The sequence below is a fragment of the Clostridium sp. FS41 genome (genome assembly GCF_000954015.1).
Lineage (GTDB): Bacteria > Bacillota > Clostridia > Lachnospirales > Lachnospiraceae > Enterocloster > Enterocloster citroniae.
The window spans coordinates 147,161-171,182 of sequence record NZ_JYHN01000006.1; the positions used below are offsets into that span (position 1 = coordinate 147,161).

General features: G+C 51.4%; 21 protein-coding genes. All 21 read left to right on the forward strand.

Annotated elements, in window-relative coordinates; genetic code table 11:
• Nucleotides 1-4 precede the first annotated feature (4 nt).
• The 21 genes from CLFS41_RS01015 (at nucleotide 5) to CLFS41_RS01115 (ending at nucleotide 23,982) form a co-directional block, all read left to right on the forward strand.
• The gene (locus tag CLFS41_RS01015) at nucleotides 5-1,561 is read left to right on the forward strand and encodes an ABC transporter ATP-binding protein (protein ID WP_007865318.1); all 1,557 of its coding nucleotides are present in this window, start codon (nucleotides 5-7) and stop codon (nucleotides 1,559-1,561) included.
• Nucleotides 1,551-2,630: an ABC transporter permease gene (locus tag CLFS41_RS01020; protein ID WP_045091171.1), complete on the forward strand. Its 1,080-nt coding sequence runs from the start codon at nucleotides 1,551-1,553 to the stop codon at nucleotides 2,628-2,630. Before CLFS41_RS01015 ends, CLFS41_RS01020 begins: the two co-directional genes overlap by 11 nt.
• A complete protein-coding gene (locus CLFS41_RS01025) occupies nucleotides 2,627-3,568 on the forward strand; it encodes an ABC transporter permease (RefSeq protein WP_007865324.1) in 942 nt (313 codons plus the stop codon). Before CLFS41_RS01020 ends, CLFS41_RS01025 begins: the two co-directional genes overlap by 4 nt.
• On the forward strand, nucleotides 3,568-4,365 hold the full coding sequence (locus CLFS41_RS01030; protein WP_045091172.1) for a nucleoside phosphorylase: 798 nt from the start codon (nucleotides 3,568-3,570) through the stop codon (nucleotides 4,363-4,365). The genes CLFS41_RS01025 and CLFS41_RS01030 overlap by 1 nt, the downstream gene beginning before the upstream one ends.
• A gap of 18 nt (nucleotides 4,366-4,383) precedes the next feature.
• Nucleotides 4,384-5,160 carry a nucleoside phosphorylase gene (locus tag CLFS41_RS01035; protein ID WP_007865330.1) on the forward strand — a complete coding sequence of 259 codons (777 nt, stop codon included), beginning with the start codon at nucleotides 4,384-4,386 and terminating at the stop codon, nucleotides 5,158-5,160.
• Between the two features lie 290 nt (nucleotides 5,161-5,450).
• Entirely contained in the window at nucleotides 5,451-5,759 is a 309-nt protein-coding gene (locus CLFS41_RS01040; RefSeq protein WP_002585778.1) for a PTS fructose transporter subunit IIB, read from the forward strand.
• 42 nt (nucleotides 5,760-5,801) lie between these two features.
• Nucleotides 5,802-6,905 (forward strand): PTS fructose transporter subunit IIC, encoded by a 1,104-nt coding sequence (locus tag CLFS41_RS01045; protein WP_045091173.1) that lies wholly within the window; start codon nucleotides 5,802-5,804, stop codon nucleotides 6,903-6,905.
• Nucleotides 6,906-6,966: 61 nt separating this feature from the next.
• Nucleotides 6,967-7,851 carry a class II fructose-bisphosphate aldolase gene (locus CLFS41_RS01050; RefSeq protein WP_045091174.1) on the forward strand — a complete coding sequence of 295 codons (885 nt, stop codon included), beginning with the start codon at nucleotides 6,967-6,969 and terminating at the stop codon, nucleotides 7,849-7,851.
• A gap of 25 nt (nucleotides 7,852-7,876) precedes the next feature.
• On the forward strand, nucleotides 7,877-9,838 hold the full coding sequence (locus CLFS41_RS01055) for a PTS sugar transporter subunit IIA (protein WP_007865344.1): 1,962 nt from the start codon (nucleotides 7,877-7,879) through the stop codon (nucleotides 9,836-9,838).
• 17 nt (nucleotides 9,839-9,855) lie between these two features.
• Entirely contained in the window at nucleotides 9,856-10,305 is a 450-nt protein-coding gene (locus tag CLFS41_RS01060) for a PTS sugar transporter subunit IIA (RefSeq protein ID WP_002585781.1), read from the forward strand.
• A 14-nt stretch (nucleotides 10,306-10,319) separates the two neighbouring features.
• Nucleotides 10,320-11,486, forward strand: coding sequence for an iron-containing alcohol dehydrogenase (locus tag CLFS41_RS01065; protein ID WP_045091175.1), 1,167 nt, complete (start codon nucleotides 10,320-10,322; stop codon nucleotides 11,484-11,486).
• Nucleotide 11,487: 1 nt separating this feature from the next.
• Nucleotides 11,488-12,507: a 5-dehydro-2-deoxygluconokinase gene (iolC, locus tag CLFS41_RS01070; protein ID WP_007865352.1), complete on the forward strand. Its 1,020-nt coding sequence runs from the start codon at nucleotides 11,488-11,490 to the stop codon at nucleotides 12,505-12,507.
• A gap of 91 nt (nucleotides 12,508-12,598) precedes the next feature.
• Nucleotides 12,599-13,282, forward strand: a complete 684-nt coding sequence (locus CLFS41_RS01075) for an RpiB/LacA/LacB family sugar-phosphate isomerase (protein WP_007865359.1) — start codon at nucleotides 12,599-12,601, stop codon at nucleotides 13,280-13,282.
• 2 nt (nucleotides 13,283-13,284) lie between these two features.
• Nucleotides 13,285-14,583 (forward strand): lactate racemase domain-containing protein, encoded by a 1,299-nt coding sequence (locus CLFS41_RS01080; protein ID WP_045091176.1) that lies wholly within the window; start codon nucleotides 13,285-13,287, stop codon nucleotides 14,581-14,583.
• Between the two features lie 371 nt (nucleotides 14,584-14,954).
• Complete coding sequence (locus CLFS41_RS01085) at nucleotides 14,955-15,851, forward strand: sugar ABC transporter permease (RefSeq protein WP_040416917.1); 897 nt, start codon at nucleotides 14,955-14,957, stop codon at nucleotides 15,849-15,851.
• Nucleotides 15,844-16,686: a carbohydrate ABC transporter permease gene (locus tag CLFS41_RS01090; protein ID WP_007865365.1), complete on the forward strand. Its 843-nt coding sequence runs from the start codon at nucleotides 15,844-15,846 to the stop codon at nucleotides 16,684-16,686. The genes CLFS41_RS01085 and CLFS41_RS01090 overlap by 8 nt, the downstream gene beginning before the upstream one ends.
• A gap of 109 nt (nucleotides 16,687-16,795) precedes the next feature.
• Complete coding sequence (locus CLFS41_RS01095; protein WP_052665566.1) at nucleotides 16,796-18,208, forward strand: sugar ABC transporter substrate-binding protein; 1,413 nt, start codon at nucleotides 16,796-16,798, stop codon at nucleotides 18,206-18,208.
• A gap of 108 nt (nucleotides 18,209-18,316) precedes the next feature.
• Nucleotides 18,317-20,122 carry a sensor histidine kinase gene (locus CLFS41_RS01100; protein ID WP_007865370.1) on the forward strand — a complete coding sequence of 602 codons (1,806 nt, stop codon included), beginning with the start codon at nucleotides 18,317-18,319 and terminating at the stop codon, nucleotides 20,120-20,122.
• Nucleotides 20,097-21,401, forward strand: coding sequence for a response regulator (locus tag CLFS41_RS01105; RefSeq protein WP_045091177.1), 1,305 nt, complete (start codon nucleotides 20,097-20,099; stop codon nucleotides 21,399-21,401). Before CLFS41_RS01100 ends, CLFS41_RS01105 begins: the two co-directional genes overlap by 26 nt.
• A gap of 19 nt (nucleotides 21,402-21,420) precedes the next feature.
• Nucleotides 21,421-23,034 carry a glycoside hydrolase family 43 protein gene (locus tag CLFS41_RS01110; RefSeq protein ID WP_007865373.1) on the forward strand — a complete coding sequence of 538 codons (1,614 nt, stop codon included), beginning with the start codon at nucleotides 21,421-21,423 and terminating at the stop codon, nucleotides 23,032-23,034.
• Between the two features lie 234 nt (nucleotides 23,035-23,268).
• The gene (locus tag CLFS41_RS01115; RefSeq protein WP_040416879.1) at nucleotides 23,269-23,982 is read left to right on the forward strand and encodes a biosynthetic peptidoglycan transglycosylase; all 714 of its coding nucleotides are present in this window, start codon (nucleotides 23,269-23,271) and stop codon (nucleotides 23,980-23,982) included.
• Nucleotides 23,983-24,022 lie beyond the last annotated feature (40 nt).

Genomic DNA, 24,022 nt, shown 5'->3' on the forward strand with positions numbered 1-24,022 from the left:
GATTATGGCAGATGAAGCATTGAGAATGTCGCATATTGTGAAGATATATCCCAATGGAGTGATGGCCAATAAGGATGTGACATTGTCTGTTGATCTGGGAGAGATCCATGCCCTTTCCGGGGAAAACGGGGCAGGGAAATCAACTCTGATGAAGATCCTGTTTGGCGAAGAACAGCCAACATCGGGAGAAATTTTTATAAATGGAAAGCAGGTACATATGTCATCTCCCCAGATGGCGATCAAGATGGGGATCGGCATGGTGCATCAGCACTTTATGCTGGTGTCTTCGCTGACAGTTGCGGAGAACATTATCCTGGGTATGGAGCCCAGAAAGGGAGTTATGGTGGATCTGGCATATGCCAGGAAGCAGGTGGAGGAGATGGGCAGGAAATATAACCTCTATGTGGAGCCTGACAAGCGGGTGGAGGACCTGACCGTTGGCCAGAAGCAGAAGGTGGAAATCCTCAAAGCCCTGTTCCGGGGAGCAAAGATCCTGATCCTGGACGAGCCCACGGCCGTGCTTACGCCCCAGGAGACCCAGGAACTGTTTGAGGAGCTTTTAAACCTGAAGGATCATGGCTATACCATCATCTTCATTTCCCATAAGCTGCAGGAGATCAAGCAGATCTGCAACCGGATCACCATTATCCGCAGGGGGACCACCATGGGCGTACATGATGTTGAGACTGTTTCTGAACAGGATATTTCCCGGCTGATGGTGGGAAGGGATGTGATACTGGATGTGAAAAAGGATGCCGCCAAGCCGGGTGAGGCCCTGGTTAAGGTAAAGGATCTGGTGGTGGTGGATGAGAACGGAAAGCATGCGGTGGACCATGTATCCTTTTCCTTAAGAAAGGGAGAGATCCTTGGAATCGCCGGAGTGGAGGGCAACGGTCAGACGGAGCTGGTCCGTGCCATCACCGGCATGGGCGCTTACAGCCACGGTGCCATTGAGATAAGCGGACAGGATATCAAGGGATATTCGGTTGAGAAGATCAGGAACCTGAAGCTGGCCCATATCCCTGCGGACAGGATGACCATGGGCATGGCTCCCCGCCTTTCCATCACAGAGAATATGATCGCTGACAAGTTAGGCTGGAAGCGTTTCTTTAAGAAGGGTGTGAGGGATAAACGGGCGGTAAAGGAATACGGGGAAGAGATGGTAAAGCAGTACCTGATATTCTGCAAATCCCAGGATGTGGCTATTAACAGCCTGTCGGGAGGAAATATCCAGAAGGCTGTCCTGGCAAGGGAACTGTCCGGTTCACCCCAGGTCATCATCGCGGACCAGCCCACCAGAGGCGTGGACGTGGGTGCCACGGAGTTTATCCGCCAACGTCTGGTTGAGATGAGGGATGAGGGAAATGGGGTCATTCTTGTAACCTCTGACCTGAACGAAGTACTGGGGCTTTCCGACAGCCTGATCGTCATGTATGAGGGAAGGATCGTGGCCTATATCAGCGACACTTCCAAGATGACGGAGGCCCAGCTGGGTACCTATATGCTGGGGATCCGGGTACAGTCCGAGGAAGAGATAAAGGAGGCACGGCATGAACAGTAATAAACGAATCAACCTGCTGGTGGATCTTGTGAAGCTGGCACTGATCATTCTCATTGCCTGTGTGCTGGTATCGGTCATTGTATTTGTTGTAAGTGATGACCCATGGACCGCCATAAGCAGTTTTTTTCTGGGGCCATTTACCTCGCTGAGAAGGGTGGGGAATATAATTGAAGCAGCTTCCCCACTTATGTTTACCGCTTTGGCCGTGATCATCATATTTGGCTCAGGCCAGTTTTCCATGATTGCGGAGGGGTCCTTTTTTATCGGCATTACAGGCGCCATGATCGTGGCCATTGCCTGTAAGCTGCCGGGAGGGATCCATCCTGCGGCCGCGATCCTGTTCGGAGGATTCTGCGGCGCTTTGGTAGCCCTGGTCCCTGCGTTCCTGAAGATGAAGTGGAATGTGAGTGAGCTGGTCACATCCATTATGTTTAACTATGTGGTGCAGTTTTTTGCCATTTATATGGTGAGTTATCATTTCCGCGAGGTCAGCAGCTCCAGCCTGGCTTCCCTGGAATTTGAAAAGACCTCCAAGCTTCCGGTGGTCCTGGATGGGACCAGGATCCATGCAGGCGTTGTGCTGGGGATCGTGCTCTGTGTCCTGGTGTGGTTCTTCCTGTACCGCACATCCCTTGGGACAAAGCTGAGGATCACAGGCGACAACCCGCTGTTTGCAAAATATACCGGCCTTAAGGTGACCGGTCTTATGGTGGCGGCCCAGGTGATCGCCGGAGCCATTGCTGGCATGGGCGGCGGTGCGGAACTGCTGGGCATGTATAACCGGTTTAAATGGACCACAACTCCCGGATACGGGTGGACGGGTATCGTGGTTGCCCTGCTGGCCAGGAGCAATCCCCTGCTGGTTCCCCTGGCGGCCGCCTTTATCGGATACCTGAATGTGGGAGCTGATATCATGGCGCGCAGCAGTGATGTGGGCAGGGAGGTCGTGGACATCATCCAGGGTGTCATGATGTTCCTGATTGCAGCGGACGCACTGTTAAAGGGCTGGAGGCAGCATCTGATCGTAAAGGCTGCAAAAGCAGAGGAAAAGGAGGCAATGCAGGCATGAATTTATTGAACTTGATCCTTAGCACAGACTTCGTATATATGTGGATACGCGTTGCCACCCCCATTATTTTTGCCTCTTTGGGGGCTGTGATCTGTACAAAAGCAGGCGTGGTCAATCTGGGGCTGGAAGGCATTATGCTGATATCCGCCCTGGCAGGCGTGCTTGGAAGCGCCTTTGGGGGAAACCTGGTATGGGGCGTTGCGGCAGGTATGCTGGCAGCCGTTGCGGTGAGCGCGGTGTTTGCGTATTTCCACCTTGTTTTAAAAGCCAATAACGTGCTCTGCGGTACGGCTGTGAATACCATGGCTTCAGGCCTTACGGTATTTGTGCTTCAGCTGGCAACCGGGGAAAAGGGCAACTCCTCCTCCCTGAAGAGTTTTGCATTTCCCAACCTGGACATCCCTGTGATCAAGGATATCCCGGTGATCGGAAGTGTTCTGTCAGGCCACAATTCCCTGACCTATGTTGCGCTGGTCATGGTGGCTGTGATCTGGTTCTTTCTCTACAAGACACCTACCGGCCTTCGCATGAGGGCGGTGGGCGAGAACCCGGACGCTGCTTCCAGCGTGGGGCAGAATGTGGTAAGGATCCAGTTCCTGGCCATTGTCCTGTGCGGACTTATGACAGGGCTTGGAGGAATGTATCTTTCCATGGGTTATCTCAATATGTTTGTAAGGGATATGACGGCGGGACGCGGGTTTATTTCCCTGGCCGCCTGTTCCATGGGACAGGCCACGCCGGTGGGGGCGCTGCTTTCGTCCATGATCTTTGCGTTTTTTGACGGGCTTTCCAATATTCTTCAGGTACTTAAGATCCCGTCTGAATTTATCCAGATGCTCCCGTATCTGGCAACCATTGCAGGCCTTACGGTTTATTCCATACAAAAGTCAGCCGCGGCCAGCCGTAAGATAAAAAAATTAAAGGAGGTACAGGGCTGATGGCACTGGACAAAGAGAGTAAGACAGCAGGAAAGAAACAATATCACATCCACCTGAAACCAGGTGATATAGGAAATTATGTGCTCCTTCCCGGGGATCCGGCCCGTTCCGACCGTGTGGCACAGTATCTTGAGAATGCAGAGCTTGTGGCCAATAACAGGGAGCACAGGACATTTACGGGATATTATAAGGGCGTTAAGGTATCCGTTACCTCCACTGGCATGGGCTGTCCTTCTGCGGCTATTGCGGCGGAGGAACTGATGAATATTGGGGCGGAATGCCTGATCCGTATCGGAAGCAGCGCAGCCCTGCAGGAGGATATTAAGATCGGGGATCTGATGATCTCCACGGGTTCCATGAAAAACGAGGGGACCAGCCGGTTCTATGTGCCGGACTGTTTCCCGGCAGTTCCTGATTTTGACCTGACCAGGACCATTATTGACACCGCAAGGGAAATGCAGCCTCAGCTGTACGGCAGGGTCCATTATGGGATCAATGCCTCTGATGATGCGTTTTACGGGGAAACCCAGGAGTGGATTGAGAAGCTTTCCTCCCTGGGATGCCTGAATGTGGAGATGGAGAGCTCCGCGCTTTATACCGTGTGTCACAGAAGGAAGAAAAGGGCGGCCATGATCAGCGCTGTTTCCGGCAACCTGGTGACAGGGGAAGTGATCTACGAGACGGCCAACCAGGGGCTGGCAAGGGGCTGGGACGAGGAGATCAAAATCGTTCTGGAAGCAATTTACAGGTTTGAACAGGAACAAACGCAGCGCTGTACCGGCGGTGCGGAGAACTAGAAAAGGAAGGTAAAGAACATGGGAGAACAAAAGACCATGCACCTGGATATCACTTCAGACCAGGTTGGCAAATATGTATTTCTGCCCGGCAGCGTGGAGCGGGCGGCCCTGATCGCAGAGCATTTTGATAACCCGGTTAAGATTGCCCACAAAAGAGAGTTCCTGACCTATACAGGCACTCTGGAGGGCGTGCCTGTGACCGTGACCAGCACGGGGATCGGGGGCCCCTCGGCTTGTATTGCCATTGAGGAGCTTCACTCCTGCGGCGCACACACCATGATGCGGGTGGGATCAGCTGCATCCACCTCCCAAAAGGTTAAGATCGGGGATGTGGTCATACCCAACGGCGCCGTGCGCATGGAGGGGACGGGCAACCATTACCTTCCCTTTGAATTTCCTGCAGTGCCTGATTTTGAGATGCTGAAGGCGCTGGAGACAGCGGCGTTAAAACTGGGGCATCCATATAATGTGGGGATCACCATCACAAAGGATTCCTACTATACAGAGGCTGAACCCGAGACAAAGCCGGTGTATGAGGAGCTTAAGTACAAGTGGGATTCCTATGTGAAAGGCGGAGCCACCAATACCAGCATGGAGTGTGCCGTACTGTTCCTGATCGGCGCGTCACTGGGGATCAGGACGTCCAGCGTGATGATCAGCGCCACCAACTTTGGGGAGTACTCTAATGATGCGGCTGATTATCCGGACAGATGGGAACAGAGGGCCATTGAGGTGGGGATCGAGGCCATGAGACAGATCATCCTTCAGGATAAGGAAAAAGGGATTACCATGTAATAATAACGCATTATGACAGGGAATATGGAATTACTGCATGAGATTATTGTATGAAAAGACTAAATGGGATTATTGTAAGGTTCCCGGAAGGCATCAGGCTTTCCGGGGACCTTTTTCTGTTAGGCGCCGCCTGTTCCGGAAAACCTCCTAAATATTAGAAAATTACCGTATTTCAGTAAAATTACCGAAATATAACTGAAAAATTACCGTTTTGATATGCCGCAATAAGTTTCCCACAGCCCAAAGAAAAATGATACATTTTAGGTAAATCAAATGAGAGGAGGCTGCATATGAAAATTTTAGCAATCACTGCCTGTACGGCCGGTATCGCCCACACCTACATAGCAAAGGAAAAGCTGGAAAACGCAGCAAAGGAATTAGGTGACTCGATCAAAGTTGAAACCCAGGGCTCCATTGGCGTTGAAAACGAACTGACACCGGAAGAGGTGAGGGATGCGGATGTGATCCTGATCTCCGCTGATATCCGTGTGAACAAGGAACGGTTCAAAGGCAAACCAGTGGTGGAGATTCCTATCAGCACGGTTATGAAATCTCCAAAGGGCGTAATCAACAAGATCCACGAAAAACTTGGCAAGTGAGCCAGGCTGATTGGTAAATACTGAAAGATGGGGGACTTTTAAATGGCAAAGAAGCAAAAATTCATGAAACACATTATGACGGGCATCTCCTATATGATTCCTATCGTTGTGGCAGGCGGTATCCTTGGGGCGCTGGCAAAGGCATTTGGCGGATGGGATATAGGAAGCGCTGTTGCAGCGGGTGCAACACCATTTTCAAACCTGAATCCATTTACATGGGCGGGGTTCTGGTGGGGCGTGAACAAATTAAGCTCCTACGCAATGGATTTTGCGGTTGCGGTGATGACGGCAGGCGCGGCCTACTCCATGGCCGGACGGCCCGGAATAGTGCCCGGCCTGATCATCGGCTATTGCTCGGCCCAGTCGAAGGCCGGGTTCTTAGGCGGCCTTCTCATGGCGTTTATTATCGGCAACTTTGTAAACTGGATGAAGACATGGAAGCTTCCCAAATGGTGTGAAGGGCTTATGCCGGTTATGTTTATCCCGGTGATCTCCACACTTGTCTGCGGCATGATCTTCCTGTGCGTGTTCTCCATTCCTCTGGCATGGATCATGGATGTGTTCCAGCAGTGGATCATCTCCCTGAACGGCGGCGCAAAATCCGTGATCGGAGCTGTGATCGGAGCCTGCATGGGTTTTGATATGGGCGGACCTGTTAACAAGACCGCGTCCATGGCAGCCAATGCCCTGGGGGCCGATGGAATCAACGGTCCCATGTGCGCGAAGATCATTGGCGGCATGACCCCTCCCATTGGACTGTTCATAGCAACCATGATCAAGAAAAATAAGTTCACCAGAACTGAACTGGAGACTGCAAAGACAGCTCTTCCCATGGGGCTTTGCTTTATTACGGAAGGAGTTCTGCCCTTTGCGGCGGCAGATCCTGCAAGGTTCATCCCGTCCAGTATGGCAGGCTCCGCTGTCGCAGGCGCCATTGCAGTTGGCATGGGCTGTGAGTCCGTGGCTGGCCATGGAGGTATTTTCGTGGTTCCCATGATGAAGAATCCGGTATGGTTTTTGATCGCGCTTATCATAGGATCCGCGGTGACCGGCGTCATCTACGCCCTGATTAAGAAACCTTCCGATGATGAGACGGCCGGGCAGGAAGAAAACATTGACATTGACCTGGACATCAGGATCGAATAGCCAAAGGAATCAAGGTCAGGGCCCAAAGTTAAGGCCCGCGGATAAGAAAGGACAGATCATTATGTTAGTTTCAATGAAAGCAATTCTTGAAGATGCAAATACAAATTATTACGGTGTTATGGCCATGAACAGTATTAATATAGAGATGGCCCGGGCCGGTATCATGGCTGCGGAGGAGGAGCATTCCCCCATTATCATCCAGTTTGGCCCCGGCCAGATGAAGAACCATGCCCATATGGAGGAAATGCTTCCGGTGGTGGAGGAACTGGCAAAAAGGGTGCACGTGCCGGTAGCCTTAAACCTGGATCACGGCAGCGACTTTTATGTGATCGTGGACTGCATTAACGCTGGTTTTACTAATGTCATGTTTGACGGATCCTCCCTGCCCTATGAGGAAAATGTAAAGAGGACCGCCATTGTCAGCGCCCTGGCCCATGGCATGGGCTGTTCCGTTGAGGGGGAACTGGGCCATGTGGGACAGGCAGCCGATGCGGATGATGACAACCTGGACCTGTACACAAACCCCGACCAGGCTCTGGATTTTGTGACCAGGACAGGGGTGGACGCGCTGGCGGTGGCCATCGGCACGGCTCACGGCGCCTATCCTAAAGGCAAGATCCCAAAGCTTGACTTTGAGCGTCTGCATCTGTTAAAGGATACCTTAAAAATGCCACTGGTGCTGCACGGCGGTTCCGGCTCAGGGGAGGAGAATCTGAAAAAGGCCGTTGCAGGCGGGATCAATAAGATCAATGTGTGCACCGATGCATGGCAGGCAGCCAAGGATGCCACCCTGAGCGCGCTCAGGGTGGACCCTGAAATGGACTACATGCACTTGTGCATGGCGGCCGAGGCAGGGATCAAGGAGTTTGTAAAGGATTATATGAAGGTAATCGGTTCCAGCGGCCGTTACATTTATGGCAAGGCTGTGAGCAGGAGCAGCGAGTAATCACCAAAGAACAGGGAGTGCTGGATTGAAAGAGGAAAAGAAGGCAATAGACAACAACCGAATAATGAGGTGCCTTCTGGATGGAGGAAGCTATACCACTCTGCAGATCGCGGATCAGGTGGGGCTGTCTGAAAAGACCGTGAGGACCAAGGTTAGCCTTATTAACGACTGGCTGGAGGAGGAGAACCTGGGACGGATCGAGCGAAAGCAGGGAAAAGGCATATGGCTGGTGGCTGATGAAAACCAGAAAAAGTGTCTGAACCAGCTGCTTCTCACGGATCAGGAACTAAAGCCCGCCGCCTGGCAGGACAGCCGCAATAAACAGCTGATCGGAAAACTTCTGAAATTAAAGCCCGGTGAGACCACCACCCTGCAGCAGCTGGCCGACAGCCTGTATTTAAGCCCGCCTACGGTAGGCGGGCTCTTAAAGGATGTGGCGGAATGGTTTACGGAGAGGAGCCTTAGCATTGTTTCCATGCGCAGCAAGGGCGTGTGCCTGGAGGGGGATGAGTACAGTTTCCGCATTGCCATCAGGGATTATATGATGGAAATGATGCCGGAGGTGCTGGAGGCCCTTTTGGGAACCTTTGCCCCCGGGGTGGAAGTGACGCGGATTCGCAATATCATTGTGGATGCGGAAAATGCCTGGCGCATTGAACTGGCGGACAATTCTTTTAAAATGGTATGGATCATGACCTGTCTTTCACTGGCCCGCCGGAGCAAAGCAGGAAAGTTCCTCCAGGCAAAGGAGGAGAATATCCAGAATTATAATGAATACTCCTTTTCCGAGTCCATCTACCAGAGGATTGAGAAGGAATACAGGTCCCACACCTCAGAGGATGATGTGATGTTCCTGGCTTTGATGCTCCTTACCGCTAAAAAGCTTAAGAACTTCACGGATCTGAAAGGAGGGGACTATGCCAGGGCGTATGACAGAGACCTGGGGAATTTCGTGAATTTAATCATTGATACCATTGATTCCGTGCTGGATATTGACCTTTCCGGGGATGAACTGCTCTACGAGAGCCTGATGCTCCACATGCGCTCCGCTATTTTCCGGATGAAATACTCCACTGCCACCGGAGATCATATTAGCAAGTATGTTAAGAATGAATATAAGCAGACCTTTCTGGCCACCTGGTCCACCAGTAATCTTTTTGAAGAGTATTATGATGTGCAGGTGACCGAGGATGAGCTGGCCGGGATCGCGCTTTATATACAGGCGGCCATTATCCGGAAAAAGAAGGGACGGCCCATACGGGCCCTGCTCATCAGTGAACGGGGCATGGCCACCAGCCAGCTGACCAGCGAGATGCTCAAGTATAATATACCTGAGATCACAGACATAGAGGCTGCCAGCTGCCATGATTTCCGCCTTTCTAATTACCAGGATGTGGACGTGATTATTAACACATCGGGAAATGAGATCCATGATGAGCGTGTGGTGGTCCTGGAAGGGCATTTAAGGGAACAGGGGATCGAGGCGGTGCGCCAGAAGGTCAATCAGATTTTCTATTTCCGGAAAAAACAGGAATTTCATTTTAACAGCTTGTGTCATCAGCTGTTCGAGGTGGACCTGTTTTTGATCAGGCCCGGGGTTGGGGACAAAGACCAGCTCATTGCCATGATGGTGGAAAAACTGGTAAAAAAAGGGGATGTGACAGCCAATTACCTGGAGAGCGTATTTGACAGGGAACGGGCAACCACCACCAGCATTGGCCGCGGCGTGGCGATCCCCCATGGCAATATGACGGAGATCAATGAATCCAGGATCGTGGTTGCAATTTTGGACAGGCCCATCAGCTGGCACGGCGACATGGTGGATGTGGTGTTCCTGCTGGCTGTAAAAATGACATCGAAATTTGAAATAAAGAGGACAAAGCAGTTTTATAAGGATTTCCTTCAGCTGACGGATAATGACGATAATCTGGAAGCAGTGAAGAAAATGGGTTCTGCCTTGGACATCTATCAATATTTTATAAAATAGAGGGGAGATTTCAGAATATGGCTGTGAAAGAGATTCTGGATGATCGGGTGATCGACCTGAACATGGATGCAAAAAATAAGGATGAGGTGATCAGGCATTTGGCCGGGCTTCTGAAAAATGCCGGATACATTGAGGATCTGGAAGGATATGTGAGGGATGTGTATGTGAGGGAAAGCGAAGGGATCACGGGAATCGGCGGCCATGTGGCCATTCCCCATGGAAAGTCGGACCACGTGGACCATGTGGGGATCGCGGTGGGCCGCACCAGGGATATGATCGACTGGGAATCTTACGATGGGGAGCCATCACGCTTGTTTTTTCTCTTTGCTGTCCCGGCCCACAGTGACGGAGCCAAGGACCACCTGCGCCTTATTGCGGAACTGGCCGGGAAATTGGGAAATGACAATACCATGAGGAGGCTGCAGACCGCGGCATCCTATGATGACCTGCTGGAGGCATTTTCATAAAGGAGACAAAGAATATGGCAGATACATTTATTGCACCCGGACGGATCATAAGCGGCAGACGGGCCCTGGACATGGCCGCAGATGCTGTGGCAAAGCTGGGAAAAAAGGCCCTGGTGGTGACGGATGATATCATGCGCCAGCTGGGGAATCTGGATAAGGTGACGGACATGCTTATGAAAGCAGGTGTTTCATATGCTGTTTTTACAGGAGTCAGCGGGGAACCGGATGACCGGATGATCCAAGCCGGCGTAGCTGTGTACCGGGAAGAAAACTGCGACTTTCTTGTGGGTTTGGGGGGAGGGAGCCCCATTGATTCCATGAAAGCCATTGCCATGATCGCGGCCTGGGGCGGCAGGCCGGCGGACTACATGGGCAGGACTGTTTGCGAGAAGCCGGCGCCCATGGCAGCTATCCCCACCACGGCGGGGACAGGATCGGAGGCCACCCAGTTCACCATTATCACGGATACGGCAACGCAGGTAAAAATGCTCTTAAAGGGACCGGGGCTTATGCCGGATCTGGCTGTCATCGACCCGCAGTTTACCATGACAGCGCCTCCTAAGTTCACGGCAGCCACGGGCGTGGACGCCCTGACCCACGCCATTGAGGCCTATACTTCCAAAAAGGCCCAGCCCCTCAGCGATATCCTTGCGCTGTCTGCCTGCCAGAGGATCTTCGGCCATTTAAAAAATGTCTGGGAGCACGGAGATGAGGAGGAGGGCAGGAACCAGATGGCACTTGCGGCCCTGGAGGCGGGTATGGCCTTTAACAACTCCTCGGTCACCATTGTTCATGGGATGAGCCGTCCCATCGGCGCCCTGTTCCATGTGCCCCATGGCATTTCCAATGCCATGCTTTTAAATGTATGCCTGGATTATGCCAAGGAAGGGGCGGCGGACCGTTTTGCCCATATTGCGGTCAAGTGCGGTTTTGGGAAGCCGGGAGACAGCTGCCGCGAGGCGGCGGATAAGCTTATGGAACAAGTGGAAACGCTTCTCAGGGAGATCCGGATTCCCACCCTGGCGGAATACGGCATACAAAAGGAGGATTTTATGAGGGCGATCCCCAAGATGGCTGAGGATGCCATGGCTTCAGGAAGCCCGTCCAATACCCGCAGGGATGTTACGGTTCAGGAAGTGGAAGCCCTTTACAGGAAGCTTTGGAAAAGGGAGGAAATGTAATATGGAATACCTTTCATTTGAGCAGGACAGGAAATATGACCTGATTCTGTTAGGCAGGATCGCAATTGACTTTAATCCCCTGGATTATTATAAGACACTGGCGGAGAGCGAAACCTTCCGCAAATATGTAGGAGGTTCGCCGGCCAATATCGCGGTGGGGCTTTCCAGGCTGGGAAAGAAATGCGGGTTTTTCGCAAGGGTCTCCCAGGACCGTTTCGGAGAATTTGCAGTAAACTTTTTTAAGGGGGAGGGGATCGACACCTCCCATATCAGGACGTGTGTAAACGGGGAGAGCCTGGGGCTTACCTTTACAGAGATTCTGAGCCATGATGAGAGCAGCATTCTCATGTACCGCAACGGCATCGCGGACCTGGCCCTCTGTCCGGAGGATATTGACGAGGACTATTTAAAGGAGTCCAAAGCCATCCTGATCTCGGGTACGGCCCTGGCTGCCAGCCCTTCCAGGGAGGCGGCCCTAAAGGCAGTGGCCCTGGCAAAAAAGAACGGCCTGCGGGTTATCTTTGACATTGACTACCGCGCTTACAACTGGAAGAATGAGGATGAGATCGCCTTGTACTACTGTGCGGTGGCAAGGGACAGCGATATTATTCTGGGTTCCAGGGAGGAGTATGACCTGACGGAGCGCTTCCTGGGACTGGACGGTACGGATGAGGCCTCCGCGGCTTACTGGTGTGCGGGGCAGGCATCGGTCGTGGTGGTCAAACATGGCAGGGAGGGATCCACTGCCTATACCAGGGATGGAAATTCCTACTCCATCCGTCCCTTCCCGGTGGAGGCCCTGAAAGGGTTTGGAGGCGGCGATGGCTATGCCTCCAGCTTCCTCTACGGTATTTTTAACGGCCTGGAGATGATGGACTGCCTGGAACTGGGATCCGCCTCCGCCTCCATGCTGGTGGCATCCCACGGGTGCAGCCCGGATATGCCCACAGTGGAAGAGCTGAAGGCATTTATCAAAAAGGAAAAAGAGCAATACGGCGAAATGGTGGCCAGAGTGGAGTGATCAGTATGGAAATGAGGAAGATCGGTAAAACAGATATACAGGCCGCCGCCCTGAACTGTTACAAAAAATCAAACGAAAAGAGGATACGACCATGAAAATTGCAGTACTGAATGAATTTAGCCAGGCACCTAAAAACGGGATCATCCTGAAGGAGTTAAAGTCTGTTGTGGAGCCAATGGGTCACCAGGTGTTTAATGCCGCCATGGAGGTTCCACTCACTGATCAGGACGTTCCGGAAGCATACACGCAGGAGAATCCGCGCCTGACCTACCTGCATCTGGGAATCATGTCCGCGTTGCTTTTAAACTCCGGCGCAGTTGACTTTGTGGTCACAGGATGCGGTACGGCCCAGGGAGCGCTGATGTCCTTAAACATGTATCCCGGCGTTGTGTGCGGCTACTGTATTGAACCCACGGACGCCTACCTGTTTTTGCAGATCAACAACGGAAACGCCCTTGCTATTCCATTTGCAAAGGGCTTTGGCTGGGGGGCTGAGATCAATTTAAACAATATTTTTGTCAAGGCGTTCGGATCACCTAAAGGAATGGGGTATCCGGACGGCCGCAAGGAGGCCCAAAACCGCAATGCAAACCTGCTGTTTGATGTAAAGAAAAAAGTTGCAAAGCCTCTTTTGGATGCCCTAAGGGCTTTGGATCCCCAGATGGTGAAGGAGTGTATGATCCCCAGATTTCTTGACTGCTTCTACGCAGGCTGCCAGGATCAGGAGATCAGGGCCTTTGTGGATGAGATGGCTGCCTCCAAAGGCGGGAATTAAGAATGGTGGAACATGTCGGGGAACACAGCCTTATAGGGCAGCCGGACCACGGGAGGATACGTCCCCTTAAAAGGGAGGAGATAGACCGTGTGCTGGACCGGATGACGGAGGGACTTCCTAAAGCAGGGAGGATCCTTCTGGTGCCGCCGGACATAACAAGACTGTATTCCTTTGCAGGGGTCATAACCTCATATTTATACAAAAAACTGTCTGTTGACGCCCTGGTTCGTATTCTTCCGGCCACCGGGACCCACCGTCCCATGACGCCCAGGGAGCGCTGCCTGCTCTTTGGCCGGGATATCCCGGACCACGCCTTTCTCATCCATGACTGGCGCAGGGATACGGTGGATATCGGAACCGTGCCGGGGTCTTACTGCGCTGAAGTATCAGCAGGCAGATATACAGGGGATATCTGCGCCCAGGTCAACCATCGCATAGTGGACCAAAGCTATGATCTGATTCTGTCCATCGGCCAGGTGGTGCCCCACGAGGTCACAGGGATGTCAAATTACACCAAGAACATACTGGTGGGACTGGGAGGGCCCAGGATCATCAATGAAAGCCATATGCTGGGCGCAGTCTGCAACTTGGAGACGATCATGGGAAACACCGACACGCCTGTGAGGGCGGTGTTTGACTACATTGAGGAGCATTTTCTGAAACAGGCGCCCCTTATGTATATCCTTACCGTAACCTCCCGGGCAAGGGAGGACACGAAGGTCCACGGGATATTCACAGGGGCCTCCAGGCAGGTATTTGAACACGCCGCATCCCTTGCCCGGAAATGCAACATAACATACCTGCCAAAGGCTGTAAAAAAGGTGGTGGCCTATCTGGAGCCGGAGGAATTCTCCTCATTTTGGGTGGGGAATAAGGCGGTTTACCGCACCCGCATGATGATCCGGGACGGCGGGGAGCTGCTGGTCATTGCTCCGGGCCTTACGAACTTTGGGGAGAATCCGGAGGTGGACCGGATGATCCGCAGATATGGTTACAGGGGGACGGAGCGCACCATGGAGTTGGTGAGGAAAGGGAGCTTTGCCGATATGGCAATGGTCCCGGCCCATATGATACACAGCTCTTCGGAGGGAAGGTTTAAGATTACATACGCCGTGAACCCCAGGAAGCTGCCGCTCCGGGAGGTACAGGCAGCCGGGTATGGATGCATGGATGTGGCGGAGGCGCTGAAGCGATATCCTGTCACCTGTATGGAGGACGGGATGCAGAGGATGGAAGACGGGGAAGAGATTTATGTGGTAAAGTCCCCTGCCCTTGGGGTATGGAAGGCGAGAAGGGATTGAGACTCCCGGCGCGGCCATAAAGTTCGGTAGAACTGAAAATCTTATGATAATAATAGAGCTGTGCGTTGGGATATCCCGCGTCACGGCTCTTTTTTGTATCAGATGTCGCTGAAGCGGCCCGCCGCAGGCGGAAAATCCAGTTCGCAGGATTCTTTGTTTTGTTAGATGCTGAGATTTGGAAAATAACAAACAAACTTTGAGGAATCCTTTATTTTAATTCTCCCATTTTACCATTAATATAAATGTATCAAAATGCTGGAAAACAAAAAAGAAAATGGATAATGACCGTGCAGTTTGACGGTGAAAATATGAGAGGGGGAAATAGAGAAATGAAAAATGCCCGGAATGTAGCTGCGGCAAAAGGAGGAAGAATGAAAAATGACGGTGCTCTGCGCACCCAGCTTTTTCCATATCTTCTGGTTGCGCCCACTGTGATTCTGATCCTGTCGTTTTTGGTATATCCCATTGCCAGGGTTTTTTATCTAAGCTTCCAGAATTATGACCTTACCCAGGCCTGGAAAGACGGATTTGCGGGATTTAAGAATTATCAGAAACTGTTTCATGATGGAAAGTTCTACAGCTCCCTGACGATTACGGCAAAATGGGTTCTGACCCAGGTGGTGGGGCAGCTGGTGCTGGGAACCGTGGTGGCGCTGCTGCTGAACCAGAAGTTTAAGGGCAGAGGCTTTGCCAGGGCCATATCCCTTGTGCCGTGGGCCGTATCCGGCGTGCTTGTGACCATGCTGTGGACCCTGATGTATGACCAGAGCTCAGGCCTGATCAATGATATGCTGATGAAATCAGGTATCATTTCAAAAAAGGTTGCATGGCTGGCTGATTCCAGAACCTTCTTCCCTGCGGTAAACATTGCGGAGCTGTGGAGGGGAGTGCCCTTTTTTGCCATCAACATCCTGGCAGCGCTGCAGTCCATACCGGCAGATGTATATGAGTCCAGCGCCATTGACGGATGCGGGCCGGTGAAGAATTTCTTTTACATCACCCTTCCCTACCTGAAGGAGAGCATTATATTTGCAACGCTTCTCCGCGGCATATGGGAGTTTAATTCCATTGACATGATCTTCACCATGACCAACGGGGGTCCTATGGACAAGACCACAACACTGCCGATCTATATGATGAAGACAGCCATTATCAAGGGAAATTACGGATATGGCTCCACCATCGGAGTGATCGCATTCCTGATCCTTCTGGTGTTTGCGGTCTTCTATATAAAAGTCAGCGGTTTCGGAGGTGAGGAAAATGAGTAGGAAACAGAAAACTGCAGCTGCCAGGATTGCAGTACTATACATACCTTTGTTCATTGTATTGGCGTTGGTCCTTATCCCGTTTTTGTGGGCTGTGTCCACATCCTTTAAGACCATACCGGAATTTCAGTCCGAAACGCTTCATTATCTGCCGCAGTCACTGAATTTTGATAACTATTCCTATGTATGGGGCAAGAGCGGATTTTCCACCTATTTTGTCAACAGTGTGATCGTATCCTCGCTGTCGGTGGTTGTGGTGATTCTGCTGTGTATCTGCAATGCGTATGCCTTAAGCCGGTATAAATTCAGAGGAAAATCCGGTATGACCCTGCTGCTCCTTGGAACGCAGATGATGCCGGTGATCCTGTATCTGGTGCCCCTGTTTTCCGTATTTAAGACCATTAAGCTGATCGACAGCCCTGCGGCCCTGGTTATTTTCAATATTATTCTTCAGACTCCGTTTAATACGCTTCTGATGCGGAGCTTTGTAAACGGAGTTCCGAAGGAACTGGACGAGGCGGCCATGGTGGACGGAGCAGGACGGATGACGATTATGTGCCGGATCCTGCTGCCGGTGTTAAAACCGGGCATTGTGGCAGTAAGTGCATTTACCTTTATCGGATGTTGGAATGAGTTCCTGGTGGCATTTACATTTATACAGACTCAGAGGAAATTTACCATTCCGGTAGGACTTAAGACCATGATCGGAGAGTATTCGGTCAACTATCCGGCCCTTGCTGCCGGAAGCGTGATCGCTCTCATCCCTCCTGTGATCCTGTTTGCCATTATCCAGAAGCATCTGGTGGCGGGACTCAGCGCCGGGGCGGTAAAAGGCTGATTGTAAAAAGCTGATCGTAAAAGCTGATTCACCCATGATTTTTCTACATGGAACAAAATACATGCGGTTTCAGAAAACTATGATATAATTTTGAAGGAGGGTTTTATTTATGAAAAGAAAACAGGTAATGGCGGCAGCCCTGGCAGTTGTGATGGCGGCGGGAAGTATGCTCGCAGGATGCGGCAGCAGCAAGGACAGCGGTTCTGCTGCACAGCAGAGCGGACAGGAACAGGCGGGTGCGTCCGGTCAGTCTGGTAAAAATCAATCCGGGAGCAGCCAGTCTGGTGAAGGAAACGGGGAGCAGACCACGGTTACATTCTGGGCAGCTGCCGTGACCGAAGAGCGCCAGGGATTCTTTGACTGGTTTGCCGGCTATGTGACCGAAGTGTATCCTGATATTAAGGTGGATATGCTGGGCGTTCCGGGTGATCTGAGTGATTACAGGCAGAAGCTGGACGTGGCGATCCAGGCAGGAACAGCGCCTGACATCACCAATGATTTCCGTCCGGAACTGGTACTCAATGGATATTATGAGAACCTGAACCCTTATTTTGAAAATTGGGAAGACAAGGATAAAATCAATGAAGCCCTGATTAAATCCAATAAGACATATGACCCCACCGGAGAAGGACTCTACGCGCTTCCCTACAGTTCCCAGACTTGGAATATGTGGGTAAGACCGGATTGGCTAAAGGAAGTTGGAATGGACGTTCCCACCAACTGGAATGATTTCTTTACAGCCGTAGAGAAGATGACGGATGCGTCCAATGATAAATACGGCCTTTGTATCCGCGGCGGTGCAGGCAGCGCCAATACACTGGAGATGCTGATGTACGCATATTCCGGCCTGGACCACTATTTTACCGAGGACGGAAAATCCACCATCAATGACCCAAAGAATGTGGAATTTGTACAGAAATATCTGGTAGACTGTTACAATGTATATACGGCTCAGGATGACCTGACCAAAGGCTGGGCGGATCTGGCTAATTCCTTCCAGTCCGGCAAGGCAGGGATCGTGGTGCATAACCTGGGTTCCGCAGCATCCATGGTACAGGCATTTGAGGAGGATTACAGCAAATTCCAGGCAGCCAAGTTCCCGGCCTGTGATGGCGGTTATGTGGTTCACGCAGGGCTGATGCCTCTGGGACTTTCCATGAACTCTCAGTCCCAGAATAAGGAAGCGGTCTGGAAGGTGATCTCCCTGTATCTGAGCAAGGAAGTAAACACCAAATATTGCCAGCTGTACGGCGAGATTCCGGCCAATATGGAAGCTGCGCAGGATCCATTTTTCAAGGATTCGCCTTACATGAGCGTGGGTGTTGACATTGAGACCAGCGCAGATGTGAAATTTAATGATACTCCATACTATCTTCCGACCTATTCCAATATCCAGTCCGATATGGAGTCCAATATCCAGGCAGTTATGTCCGGGGAAATGACCCCGCAGGAACTGCTTGACACATGGGCGGCAGCTCTGGAAGAAGCGTATGTGGATTATAATGAATCCGTAAAGCAGTAATATTAAAATAATGGCCGGACATTCCGGCAGACCAGGGGCACTGAAAAGTGCCCTTGTTGTGGAATATGATAAAGATCCGGCGGCACGGGGGAGAAGGAGGCACAGCCAATGGCATACAGAAGCAGGCGAACATTTCAGAAGCAGGTCATGAGGACGTTTCTTCCGGCCACGATCCTTCTTATCCTGTTTTCCGGCATTATGATGTACATGCTGGGGGCCGGGCAGGTAAAAAAGAATGCCAGATACCTGATCGCCAACACGACCAGGCAGACCGCTGCCGTGGTGGACAGTAAGCTGGAGCTGACACTGGGGAAATGCAGCGAGCTTAACAAGACCCTGGCCCTGTGGCGAATGGTGAACCATCCTTATACGGAGGACAGCAAAACCAATGAATACCAGGATATGATCACGGTCCATAAGTTTCTTCAGGGGATCTACAATGACAGCAACGGAGCTATTGACTCCATTGCATTCCAGACCGTTTACGGCAACCGGCTGAACGTCTATTACGATATGGTTTACGATTATTCGCACTTAAGCTGGGACAGTTTTGAGGACGGCAGACGTGATTCCCTATTCTGGGTAAACGCCCATGCGGATGAGGTATTTTCCACAAGGATCCCCAGGGAGGTATTTTCCCTTGTCATCCCCTATAACAATACAAAGAAAGAGTACACGGGGCTCTTGGTGATCAACTTTAAGGGAGATTATTTCCGGGAACTTTTAAACGAGGCGGAGATCAGCCGCAACGGCTATGTATTTCTGTTAAGTGAAGACGGCTGCCTGATGCCGGAGCCATCGGACAACCGGTCCGGGCTGAATGAGGAACAGCTGGACCAGCTTCGCGGTATGACGGGGAGCGGGGATTTTGAGATCTGGGATCAGGAATCCAGGGAGATGCTTGATATTCATTATACACCTTTAAAGGCTAACAGCTGGACAGCGGTATCTGTTACGCCTCATTCGGATCTGTACAGCACCCTGGATAATTTCAAGGCCGTATTCTTCATGATCATTGTGGCGGCGGCTATCCTTTCCGTGCTCGTAGCCGTGTTCTGTTCGCGCTATGTTTCCAGGCCTATTAAAGAGTTGTCGGAACAGGTGCTGGCATTTGAGAAGAACCGGGATATGGTCTTTGGCGTGAACGCGGGATACGAAATCACCACCCTGGCCGGCGGACTGAACCATTTAAAAACCACCATTGACCGGCTGTTGGAGCAGGTGCGGGAGGAGCAGAAGCAGAAATCCCACCTGGAACTGATGATCATGCAGTCCCAGATCAAGCCGCATTTTCTCTATAACACGCTGGGGTCTATCAAGGCTCTGGCGGATCTAAAGGAATCCCAAAAGGCTTCCTCCATGTGCGAATCGCTGATCCGGTTTTACCGGATCAGTTTAAGTAACGGGAATTCGGTTATTACAGTGGGCATGGAAATGGAATTGGTGGACAATTATCTTCGGATATTGGAATACAGGTATGGGGAAAAGTTTGAGTATTCCTTTGAAATCGAGAAAGGTCTGGAACATGCCAAGATTCCGCGTATGATGCTGCAGCCGTTGGTGGAGAATGCGGTTTACCATGGAATCAAACCCAAGGACGGCGGGGGAATGATTCTGGTAAGCGGCAGGATGGAAGACGGCTTTATGGTCATAACCGTGTTTGATGACGGTGTGGGAATGGATGCAAACACGCTTGACCGGCTGCGGGAGGATTTAAAGGAGGAGGCAATCGCCCCGGGCAAACAGGGGGGATTTGCCATGCGCAATGTATATATGAGGCTGAAGGGATTTTATGGGGAACAGGCTGGGATGAAGATTGACAGCGTAAAGGATGTCTATACCCAGGTACAGATCATGGTACCCCTGGATGTAATGGAGGGAATCGCTTATGTACAGACTGATGATCGTGGATGATGACGAGATGCTGCGCCGCGGCCTGGTGCAGAATGTGGACTGGGCCGGGCACGGGTTTGAGGTGGTTGCACAAGCTGCAAATGGGAAGGAAGCCCTTTGCAAAATGGATGAATCCATGCCGCAGCTGATCGTGACGGATATCCAGATGCCGATCATGGACGGTTTGCAGCTGACAGAAACCATCAGCAGGCTGTATCCGGAGGTGAAGATCGTCCTGCTGACCGCATATGAGGAATTCGAGTATGCAAAAAAAGCATTGGAATATAAGGTAAGCCAGTATGTTCTGAAATACGAAAGCCAGGATTCGGTTTTGGACGCCGTGCTCCAGGCTGCCAGACAGATTGAGGCGGAGAGTGAGAGCCGGCTTCTTAGGGGGAAGAGCCTGGATATGCAGCGCAGGAATTTTTTCCGTGAGATCAGCTGCAATAAGATGGAATTGGGGGAAATCCAGGCCCAGGCTGGCCGCCTGGGAATCAGCCTTTCCTGTGGACGATGCCGCATGGCGTCATTTAAGATCGAGTCTCTGAAGGCCATGGATGAAATTCCATTTCTGATTCAGACCAAGGAATGGTTTTATGCCATTGAGGAGGCTATCCGGGCAGTGTGCAGGGAGGCCGGGTATGATCTGTCTTTCTTTCAGGGGAAAGAGTATTTGAACGCGGTTATCATGGAAGGGGAAAATGAACCAAGGCGCAGCCGGGAAGAGATACAGAGCAGTGGACGGCCGGATCTGCGGGATCTTCTTGGGGATGCTATGTCCAGACTGATGAACCGGCTTGATATCCACCTGTATGCCGGGATCGGCCGTTGGTATGACACCATTGACCGCATCCATGATTCCTATATGGAGGCTCTCAAGATCAACAATCTGCGGGACGTGCTGGACCGGGAATATCCAAAGCGGCAGTATCCCATTCTGGAGTACAGCCCGTATATGTTTGCCGAGGAGACGGCGGAGGAATTGGTGGGCAAGGTGAGCAGTTATATCAATATGTGTTTCGCAAAGACGGACCTGTCCCTGGAGCGGATCGCAGACCAGGTTCATCTGTCAGCCAACTATGTCAGCACTTTATTTAAGAAACATTCCGGTATGAATATCAGCGATTATATCATAAAGATCCGCATGGAGCATGCGGCCGGCCTGCTTTCAGCAACAAACTTTAAGACATATGAGATTGCCGAACGGGTGGGTTATACGAATTCACAGTATTTCAGCGTCCTATTTAAAAAATTCTACGGCATGACGCCCAAGGAATACAGGAACCAGAATAAAATTTGACCATAAGGAGATTAGAATCATGGCGCAGATACAAAATCCCATATTAAAAGGATTTAACCCGGACCCATCCATTGTGCGGGTGGGGGAGGAATATTATATTGCAGTATCAACATTTGAGTGGTTTCCGGGAATCACTGTGTACCGTTCCCGTAACCTGCGGGACTGGGAGTTTGCAGCGGCTCCGCTGAATGACGACCAGAAGCTTGATCTGCGGGGAATCGATACGGCCTGCGGAATCTGGGCGCCAAACCTGACCTATGACAATGGACGTTTTTATCTTATCTATACGATTGTCTACACCAACCGTTCCCGTTTTAAGGATACCCATAATTTCCTGGTTACAGCTGAACACATTGAGGGCCCATGGAGCGATCCTGTATTTCTCAACTGTTCCGGGTTCGACCCGTCCCTGTTCCATGACGGTGACCGGAAATGGCTGGTCAATATGACCATTGACCACAGAATGGACAGAGCGCGTTTTTCCGGAGTGGATATCCAGGAATATGATGAGATGGGGAACTGTCTGAAGGGCCCTGTTTACCGCATTTTCCGGGGAAGCCCCATTGGAAAGACAGAGGGTCCCAACATGATGAAGCGGGGCGGATACTATTATCTTATCTGTGCGGAGGGAGGAACGGAATTCGGACACTGCGTAACTGTGGCGAGATCCAGGAACATCACCGGGCCTTATGAGGTGGACCCCCAAAATCCCATGCTCACATCCAAGGCAGATGATGATTATCCCATACAGAGAGCCGGACACGGACAGCTGGTACAAACCGCGGACGGCAGCTGGTATATGGCGCATCTGTGTTCCAGACCCGTGGACGGGTGCAGCATTCTGGGACGTGAAACCGCGCTCCAGAATATCCGTTGGACAGAGGATGGATGGTTCTGCCTGGCGGGCGGGGGGAGGCTCCCGTTTGGGGAGGCGAAGATGGATGCGGAGTTGGAGTTGCTTACAAAAGCAGAGAACGCTTCGGATAAAGTGGAAAAACAGGGAACGGTTTTATGCGCGTCCGGTAATATGGCGGAGGATTTTAACAGTCCTTCCCTCCCGTGGCAGTTCCTCACTTTGCGGGAGTCGGCCGCGCACTGCGGACTGGACCTTAATTCCAGGCCGGGCTGGCTTCGGATCCACGGCGGCAATTCCCTGTCATCCAAGTACCGCCAGGCATTTACCGCCAGGCGTCAGCAGGCATTTTCCTATGATGCGGTGACGAAGGTGGATTTCTGCCCGGGCGATTATCATCATATGGCGGGATTGGTGTGCTACTATAATTATGACAATTATTTTTATCTGAAGATCACCCGTGATGAGGAGCTGGGGCGCTGCATTCAGATTACGTCCGTCATCAACAGGGAGGTGGAGGACAGCCCTTGTGTATCAGTACCGGACAAGGGTGATCTGTATCTCAAGGCAAAGGTAAGGAGAGGAGAACTTACATTTTTTTACTCCACAGATGGAGAAAATTATGAAGCTGCAGGCAATGTCCTGGACATGCATGGGTTGTCGGATGAGCGGGTGAACGGGAATGGCTTTGCCGGCGCCATGGTGGGGATCGGATGCCAGGATCTCCAGGGGAATGGGGTCTGGGCGGACTTTGACTGGTTTTTGTATGAGGAGATCTGATATTTTGTAACTGTTCAGGGCACCCAGTTTCCTGTTGTCTCCCTTAAGAAATTCTAACATTTCCTTTAGAAAAAATTCCACAAATAGTCAGGGAATAGTCATGTGATGTTAAGGCATTTTCAAGGATTAAATCTAAGGTATATGATATGATAGATACATAAAAACAGATATAATCCACATATCCTTAATAAGGGAATGATCTGAGTGAATCTAAGTGGGAAAGCGGGTGAAGCAATGAAGGTGCGTAGAGGATTAAAATATATGGCAGCCGTTGTCTTGGCAGTGGGTATTTACCTTTGTGCAACGGTCATCATGGATGGCTATCATATGTACAGGGATGCGGTGGCTGAGGTAAGCCTGGAGGACAAGGTGGCTTCTATCCGCGGCAAGGAAAACTATACCACCTATCATGAGCTTCCCGAGATCTATGTGGACGCGGTGCTGTCGGTGGAGGACCACAGGTTTTATAACCATCCGGGGATTGACGTGATCGCCATCGGCCGGGCGGTGTTTAACGATATACGGGCAGGAGCCTTTGTGGAAGGCGGAAGCACTGTGACGCAGCAGCTGGCCAAGAACATGTATTTTACCCAGGAAAAGGAACTGCAGCGCAAGGTGGCGGAAGTGTTTGTTGCCTTTGACCTGGAGCGCAATTACAGCAAGAATGAGATTTTGGAGCTGTATGTGAATACGATCTATTACGGAAACGGATATTACTGTGTTAAGGATGCCAGCCAGGGATATTTTGGAAAAGAACCTGGGGACATGACGGATTATGAGAGCACGTTGCTGGCCGGGATCCCCAATGCGCCGTCCAAGTACGCGCCCACCGTCAGCCAGGAGCTGGCAGGCAAGCGCCAGGAGCAGGTTCTGGCACGTCTTGTGAAATGCGGATATTTCACAGAGGAACGGGCACTTGAGACACTGGCTGCAGGGAATATGCTGTAGGCAGGTGTATGCTGTGGGTGAATGATTGCTGCGGATGAGT